This window comes from Stenotrophomonas sp. (genome assembly GCF_050737075.1).
GTDB lineage: Bacteria > Pseudomonadota > Gammaproteobacteria > Xanthomonadales > Xanthomonadaceae > Stenotrophomonas.
This window is the reverse complement of record NZ_JBOHXV010000140.1, coordinates 1-7951: the sequence shown is the minus strand read 5'-3', so window position 1 is coordinate 7951 and position 7951 is coordinate 1. Positions and strand designations below refer to the sequence as shown.

Here is a 7951-nt window from a genome sequence, read left to right as displayed (position 1 = left end):
CTCTAGGACGCAGTGCCAATTCCAGTGGCGCTGCGTCCACCGCCGTTGGCTTCAACAGTGCCGCGAGCGCCGCCAATGCCATGGCGTTCGGCGCAAATTCCGCAGCCAGCGGCGCAAACGCCACCGCATTCGGCACCGGGACGGTTGCCTCGGGGGCTGACAGCACCGCAGTGGGCAATGCCGCCAGCGCAACGGCCACCAACTCGGTGGCGCTTGGCGCCGGCTCGGTCGCCGACGAAAGCAACACCGTATCGGTGGGCGCCGCCGGTGCCGAACGCAAGGTCACCAATGTGGCGGCCGGCACCAACGACACCGATGCGGTCAACGTCAGCCAGCTCAACGACACCGCCGCAACCACCCTCGCTTCGGCCAACACCTATACCGACCAGCAGATCAGCCTGTTGGGCGCGGGCGGCGGGGTGGCATCGGCGGACCTCGAGCAGCTGCGCACCGACATGAACGATCGCTTCGCCGGCGTCGACGGTCGCCTGGATGCCATCGACAACCGTCTGAACAAGATGGACCGCCGGCTCAACCGGCAGGGCGCGATGGCCGCCGCCTACAACCAGACCGCCGGCATGCCGGATGTCGGCGCCAACTGGCTGGGCGTCGGGGTGGGCGGGTATGAAAGCGAGACTGCGATCGCAGTCACCCTGCGCCGCCGGTTCACTTCGCGGGCAACCGGCTCCATCGGTGCCGCAACGAGCGGCGGCGAAACATCCTACGGGGTTGGCGTCGGCTTCACCTGGGGCGGCAACTAGGCCCGCCAGGCCCGCTGCCAGGAACGGCCCACCGGCGGAACGAAGGAAGATTGAACGGGACGGACGGGCATATCGCCCTTCCGTCCCGGTTTCGTTGGCGACGGTTTCCCGACGCCGGGGTTCCGGCGCCGGCCCTGCGTCACGCTGACGCAGCGGCATTCCGTCGCGAGGGTCCTGCAACCGATTGCACGGCGGGCCCACATCGCCCGCCACCACGACATCGCTGAACCACTCAGCCGTTTTCGGCACGGGGCTTGCAACGAGTTCACTCGAAACCCCCAACCGCCGGAACGCTCCAGATGTCCCACTCCGTCACCTCGATCCTTTCCCAGATCCGCACCTTCCAGACCCAGGTCGGCCAGCCGGTCAGCCCGCTGGCCGAGACGCCGCAGACCAACGCCCTGCAGGGCCTGGTCGCGCCGCAGGACGTCCAGGGCCCGAGCTTCACCGAGACCCTGCGCGGCGCGATCGCCGGCGTCAACGACGCCCAGCAGAAGTCCGGTGCCCTCGCCCGCGCCTTCGAGCTCGGCGACCCCAGCGCCGACCTGGCCAAAGTGATGGTCGCCTCGCAGCAGTCCCAGATCGCCTTCCGCGCCACCGTGGAAGTCCGCAACCGTCTCGTCCAGGCTTACCAGGACGTGATGAACATGCCGCTGTAAGGATAGATACGCATGGCCCTGTCGCTCACCAAGGAATCCCTGAACGCCGAAAAGGCGGGCCAGTGGTTCGACCGGCTGCAAAGCCTGCAGATCACCCGTCGGCTCGGCCTGATGGCGATGATCGCCGTGGCCGTTGCGGCAGGCCTGTTCGTGTTCTTCTGGTCGCAGAAGCCGGGCATGGTGCCGCTGTATACGGGCCTGGACCAGAAGGCCACCGCCGAAGCCACCGACCTGCTGCGCGCCGCGCAGATTCCGTTCGAGCTGGACGCCGCCACCGGCGGCATCACCGTGCCGGAGAAGAACCTGCACGATGCACGGCTGAAGCTGGCCGGTTCTGGCCTGACCGACAGCGGCCGCCTCGGCTTCGAGCTGATGGAGCGCGACCCGGGCTTCGGCGTCAGCCAGTTCATGGAAAACGCGCGCTACCAGCACTCGCTGGAAACCGAGCTGTCGCGCACCATCAACACCCTGCGCCCGGTGCGCGATTCGCGCGTGCACCTGGCCATTCCAAAGCCCAGCGCCTTCACCCGCCAGCGTGACGTGGCCAGCGCCTCGGTGGTGCTGGAACTGCGCGGTGGCCAGCAGCTCGAACGCGGCCAGATCGATGCCATCGTGCACATGGTGGCCGCCAGCATTCCCGACCTCGCCCCCGAGCGCGTCACCGTGGTGGACCAGAGTGGGCGCATGCTCAGCGTGTCCGACCCGAACAGCGAGGCCGCCCTGAACGCGGCCCAGTTTGATCAGGTGCGCCGCCAGGAAACCTCCTTCAACCAGCGCATCCGCGAACTGCTCGAGCCGATGACCGGCCCTGGCCGGGTCAATCCGGAAGTCAGCGTGGACATGGACTTCTCGGTGATCGAAGAAGCCCGCGAGCTGTACAACGGCGAGCCGCAGAAGCTGCGCAGCGAGCAGACCAGCGAAAACAGCACCACCACCCCGGGCCCACAGGGCGTACCGGGTGCGGCCAGCAACACCCCGCCGGGCCCGGCGGCTGCACCGGCCACCGCCGCCACGCCGACCGAAACCGCACGCAACGCCACCCGCAACTACGAGCTGGACCGCACCCTGCAGCACTCACGCCAGCCGGGCGGCCGCATCAAGCGCGTCTCGGTGGCGGTGCTGCTGGACAACGTGCCGCGCCCCGGCGCCAACGGCAAGACGACCGAGCAGCCGCTATCGGCGGCCGAACTCACCCGCGTCGAGGCGCTGGTCAAGCAGGCGGTGGGCTTCGATGCCGAACGCGGCGACACCGTGTCGGTGATGAACGCCCCGTTCGTGCGCGAAGTCACCCCGGTCGAAGGCCCGAAGTGGTGGGAACTGCCGCAGGTGCAGGACGGCCTGCGCCTGCTGCTCGGCGCCATCGTGGTGCTGGCACTGGTATTTGGCGTGCTGCGCCCGGCGCTGCGCTCCATCACCGGCACTCCGAAGCGCCTCACCAAGGACGACAGCCTGGAACCGCACAGCGCCAACGTGCAGCTGGTGGACGACGGCGAGGGCCTGCCCGCGCTTGGGGCAGACCGTGTGAATCTCTCAGGTCACGAGCCGCTGGCGCTGCCGGTGGACTCCTACGAGGAACGACTGCGCATGGCGCGTGAAGCGGTAAAGAGCGATTCGAAGCGGGTGGCGCAGGTCGTCAAGGGCTGGGTGGCCAATGATTGATCCCACCGCTCCCGCCCCGTTGTCCGGCGTGCAGCGCGCTGCCGTGCTGCTGCTTTCGCTGGGCGAAGTGGAGGCGGCCGATGTGCTGCGCCACATGGAGCCCAAGGAAGTGCAGAAGATCGGCATCGCCATGGCCACCATGAGCGACATCTCCCGCGACCAGGTCGAGCAGGTCATGGACCAGTTCAACACCGAACTGGGCTCCAAGACCTCGCTCGGCGTCGGCTCGGACGACTACATCCGCAACATGCTGGTGCAGGCGCTGGGCAGTGAGAAGGCCGGCAACCTGATCGACCGCATCCTGCTCGGCCGCAATACCACCGGACTGGACGCGCTGAAGTGGATGGACCCGCGCGCCGTGGCCGACCTGGTCCGCAACGAGCACCCGCAGATCATCGCCATCGTCATGGCCCACCTGGAAACCGACCAGGCCGCCGACGCGCTCAAGCTGCTGCCCGAGCGTACGCGGGTGGACGTGCTGCTGCGCATCGCCACGCTGGACGGCATTCCGCCCAACGCGTTGAACGAACTCAACGAGATCATGGAACGCCAGTTCGCCGGCAACCAGAACCTCAAGTCGTCCAACATCGGCGGCGTGCAATGCGCGGCCAACATCCTCAACTTCATGGACAGCGGCCAGGACCAGGCGATCCTGGGCGAGATCTCGCGCATCGACGCGCCGTTGAGCGCGCGCATCCAGGAGAAGATGTTCGTCTTCGACGACCTGATCGACCTGGAAGACCGCGAACTGCAGCTGGTGCTGCGCGAAGTCAGCGGCGAGCGCCTGGGCCTGGCCCTGCGCGGCGCCGACATCAAGGTGCGCGACAAGATCACCCGCAACATGTCCCAGCGTGCCGCCGAAATCCTGCTCGAAGACATGGAGGCACGCGGTCCGGTGCGCCTGTCGGATGTGGAAGTGGCGCAGCGCGAGATCCTGGCCATCGTCAAGCGCATGGCCGATGAGGGCACCGTCACCATTGGTGGCAACGCGGAGGCGATGCTGTGAATACCGCCGTGCGCTGGCTCGCGCCCGACCTGCTGGCCGAACCGGCCGCCCCGCAGGACGACCATTACGACCTCGGCGAACCGATGGTCGAGCACGACCCCGAACCGCTGCTGCAGCTGCCGACGCTGGAGGAAATCCAGGCGATCCAGGACGCGGCGGAGAAGGACGGTTTCGAGCAGGGTCACGCCGATGGCCAGGCCCAGGGCCAGGCCGAGGTGCGCCGCCTGATCGCACAGATAGAAGGCATCCTCGACAACTTCAGCCGGCCGCTGGTGCGGCTGGAAAATGAAGTCGTCGGCGCGCTCGGCGAACTGGCCGTGCGCATCGCAGGCACCCTGGTCGGCCGCGCCTACCAGGCCGACCCGGCCCTGCTTGCGCAGCTGGTTGGCGAGGCGGTCGACGCCGTGGGCGGCGCCAACCGCGAGGTCGAAGTGCGCCTGCACCCCGACGACATCGCCGCGCTGACCCCGCTGCTGCAGCTCTCGCCCACCCAGCGCCTCACCCCCGACCTCAGCCTGAGCCGCGGCGACCTGCGCGTGCATGCCGAGGCCGTGCGCATCGACGGCACCCTGGAAGCCCGCCTGCGTGGCGCGCTGGACGCGGTGCTGCGCAAATCCGGAGCCAGCGCATGACCCCCGAATCCCTGCCCCCGCCGGCCGCCGACTGGTCGGCCGCGCGCAACCTGCGCCTGGCCGCACGCCTGGACGGCATCCAGCCCGATGGCGCGCACGGTCGCGGCCTGATCCGCGAAGGCGTGCTGCGTCGCGCGGTCGGGCTCACTCTGGAAGCGGTCGGCTGCGAATCGCCGATGGGCGCCAGCTGCAAGGTCGAAGTGGCCGATGGCGGCTGGGTCGACGCCGAGGTGGTCGGCTTTGCCGGCGAACGCACCTATCTGATGCCCAGCGCCGAACTGCACGGCCTGCTGCCGAACGCGCGCGTGGTGCCTTCGCTGGGCCGCGGTGGCGTCGAAGTGGGCGAAGGCCTGCTCGGCCGCGTAATCGACAGCGATGGCGTGCCGTTGGACGGCAAGGGCCCGATCCGCGCCGAAGGCACCGTCAGCATGGCCGGCGTGTCGATCAATCCGCTCGCACGCGAGCCCATCACCCAGCCGCTGGACGTGGGCGTGCGCGCGATCAACGCGCTGCTGCCGATCGGCCGCGGCCAGCGCGTGGGCCTGTTCGCCGGCTCCGGCGTCGGCAAGTCCACGCTGCTGGGCATGATGACCCGCTACACCGCCGCCGACGTCATCGTGGTCGGGCTGATCGGCGAGCGTGGCCGCGAAGTGCGCGACTTCGTCGAAAGCACGCTGGGCGAAGAAGGCCTGCGCCGCGCGGTGGTGGTGGCCAGCCCGGCCGACCGCCCACCGCTGGCGCGCCTGCACGGCGCCTACCGCGCCACCGCGATTGCCGAATGGTTCCGCGACCAGGGCCTGAACGTGCTGCTGCTGATGGATTCGCTGACCCGCTTCGCGCAGGCCCAGCGCGAGATCGGCCTGTCGGTCGGCGAACCGCCGACCACGCGCGGCTACCCGCCGTCGGTGTTCGCCAAGCTGCCGGCGCTGGTCGAACGCGCCGGCAACGGCGCCAAGGGCCGCGGTTCGATCACCGCGTTCTACACCGTGCTCACCGAAGGCGACGATCCGCAGGACCCGATCGCCGACGCGGCCCGCGCCATTCTCGATGGCCACATCCTGCTCTCGCGCCGCGTCGCCGACAGTGGCCTGTACCCGGCGATCGACGTGGAAGCGTCGGTCAGCCGCGTGGTCACGGAAATCGCCGACGAACCGTGGCGCCTGCGCATTCGCAAACTCAAGCGCCTGGTCTCGGCCTATTCCAGCAACCGCGACCTGATCGCCATCGGCGCCTACCAGCGCGGCAACGACCCGGCGACCGACGAGGCGCTGGAACGCTGGTCCGACATCGTCGAATTCCTTGGCCAGGACGTGGCCAAGGCCGCCGACCTGCCCCACAGCCAGGCGGCACTGAAGCAACTGGTCGAGAGAGAGAACTAAGCCATGATCCAGTCCAAGCGCATCGACCCCCTGCTCAAGCGGGCCCAGGACCACGAAGACGAAGTCGCCCGTGACCTGGCCGAACGCCAGCGCGTGCTCGATACCCACCTCTCGCGCCTCGAAGAACTCCGCCGCTACGCCGAGGAGTACGCCAACGCGCAGATGGCCGCCACCAGCCCGGCCCAGCTGCTCAACCGCCGCGCCTTCCTCGACCGCCTCGACACGGCCGTTGCCCAGCAACGCCAGACCGTGGACAGCAACCGCGAGAAGGTCGAGGCCGAACGCGCCCGCCTGATCCTGGCCAGCCGCGACAAGGCCGTGCTCGAACAGCTGGCCGCCAGCTACCGCGCCCAGGAAAAGGTCCTGGTCGACCGCCGCGATCAGCGCGAGATGGACGACCTCGGCGCCCGCCGCAGCCGCCTTGCCCGCAGCGAAGACACCGACAGCGGAGACACCCCGTGATGCCCCCCACCCTGCTCGGCAGCAGCGCCGGCCCCACCGCCGGCAGCAGCGCCACCCCCGCCAGCCCCGGCACCCGCAGCAGCGGTAGCAGCGACCGTCGGGACTTTGACGCCCTGCTGAAGTCCGACGGCGCCAGCAAGGACGCGCCCGCCAAAGCGTCCGCCGACAAACCCAACACCGCCGACACCGGCGGCAACACCGCAGGCGACGCCCCGCGCAGCCCCGGCAGCGACAAGCCGAGCGAGGCCATCGACCCCACAGCCACGCCAGCCACCGCGACCACCGAAAAGACCGCGACCAGCGAGTCGGCCGACGACACCGACGCCGCCCCGTGGCCGCCGCTCGGCCTCGCCGGCCTGGCCCTGGCGGGCCTCGAGCCGGTCACCGTGATGGCAGCCCCGGCCGCCAACGCAGATGCGGCCGTCCTGGCCAAGGCAGATCCCGCCCTGCCGACGCTGCCGGCCGCCGCCGCGACCACCCCGGCAGCCCCGGCGTTGCCCGGCGCAACCGCCGCCGACAGCAGCGCCGCGCCCATCGCCCTGCCGCTGGACGCCAAGGTTGCCGAAGACACCGTCCTGCCCAAGGCCCTGACCGACGCCATCGCCAACGCCAAAGCCGACACCGACGCCGCCCCCACCACCCCGCTGCTGCACGCGCTGCACGCCGCCGCCGAACTCAAGGCCGCCGCCACCGCCAGCACCCCGTTCCAGGGCGAGCCCACCGCCACCCCGCACGTGGGCGGCGACGACTTCGACGACGCCATGAGCGCCCGCATCGGCTGGCTGGCGGACCAGAAGATCGGCCACGCCACCATCAAAGTCACCCCGCACGACCTGGGCCAGATCGAAGTCCGCCTGCAGATGGACGGCGACAAGGTCCACGCCAGCTTCAGCAGCGCCCACGCCGACGTCCGCCACGCCCTCGAATCCAGCATCCCGCGCCTGCGCGAAATGCTGAACGAGCAAGGCTTCCAACTTGGCAACGCCGACGTAGGCCAGCAGCACACCGCGCAGGACGGCAAAGCCGGCAGCGGCCAAGCAGGCCACGGCAACGGCGACGGAGATCCGGCACTGGTCGAGACCACCGTCTCCCCATCGCAGCTCATGCGCCAGCGCGGCCTGGTAGACGCGTACGCCTGATCCTTGCAAATATCGCGTAGAGCCGGGCTCTGCCCGGCTGCCTCATGCATTCAGGCGAACAGCCGATAGCCAGCGGCTCCTCTGATTTGGCGGGACGGTGCGGGTTTACGGGGGACGCTGCAAGTACGTCCATGTAAGCTCAGTCGCCGCTTGCACGTGTGCGCTGTCCTGCGCACACGGCAAGACCGGGGTTGGGCTCCTGCCCAACCCGTCGGGCGCATGCGCCCGACCCATGCGGCTCATGCCCCCGCAAA

General features: G+C 69.5%; 8 protein-coding genes. All 8 read left to right on the top strand.

Translation table 11 applies throughout. The features are described 5' to 3' along the window. Positions 1 to 761: YadA-like family protein (locus ACREPD_RS21015; RefSeq protein ID WP_431601093.1), on the top strand; the 761-nt coding region annotated here is incomplete at its 5' end. Positions 762 to 1060: 299 nt separating this feature from the next. Then, positions 1061 to 1420, top strand: coding sequence for a flagellar hook-basal body complex protein FliE (gene fliE / locus ACREPD_RS21010; protein ID WP_431601092.1), 360 nt, complete (start codon positions 1061 to 1063; stop codon positions 1418 to 1420). A 12-nt stretch (positions 1421 to 1432) separates the two neighbouring features. Then, a complete protein-coding gene (gene fliF, locus ACREPD_RS21005; RefSeq protein ID WP_431601091.1) occupies positions 1433 to 3079 on the top strand; it encodes a flagellar basal-body MS-ring/collar protein FliF in 1647 nt (548 codons plus the stop codon). 19 nt (positions 3080 to 3098) lie between these two features. After that, entirely contained in the window at positions 3099 to 4085 is a 987-nt protein-coding gene (gene fliG / locus ACREPD_RS21000) for a flagellar motor switch protein FliG (protein ID WP_421571174.1), read from the top strand. Further along, positions 4082 to 4717: a FliH/SctL family protein gene (locus ACREPD_RS20995; RefSeq protein WP_431601090.1), complete on the top strand. Its 636-nt coding sequence runs from the start codon at positions 4082 to 4084 to the stop codon at positions 4715 to 4717. Before fliG ends, ACREPD_RS20995 begins: the two co-directional genes overlap by 4 nt. Next, the gene (locus ACREPD_RS20990) at positions 4714 to 6096 is read left to right on the top strand and encodes a FliI/YscN family ATPase (protein WP_431601089.1); all 1383 of its coding nucleotides are present in this window, start codon (positions 4714 to 4716) and stop codon (positions 6094 to 6096) included. Before ACREPD_RS20995 ends, ACREPD_RS20990 begins: the two co-directional genes overlap by 4 nt. A gap of 3 nt (positions 6097 to 6099) precedes the next feature. Further along, positions 6100 to 6558, top strand: coding sequence for a flagellar export protein FliJ (fliJ, locus tag ACREPD_RS20985; protein WP_421571159.1), 459 nt, complete (start codon positions 6100 to 6102; stop codon positions 6556 to 6558). Further along, positions 6558 to 7697: a flagellar hook-length control protein FliK gene (locus ACREPD_RS20980; RefSeq protein WP_431601094.1), complete on the top strand. Its 1140-nt coding sequence runs from the start codon at positions 6558 to 6560 to the stop codon at positions 7695 to 7697. The genes fliJ and ACREPD_RS20980 overlap by 1 nt, the downstream gene beginning before the upstream one ends. Positions 7698 to 7951 lie beyond the last annotated feature (254 nt).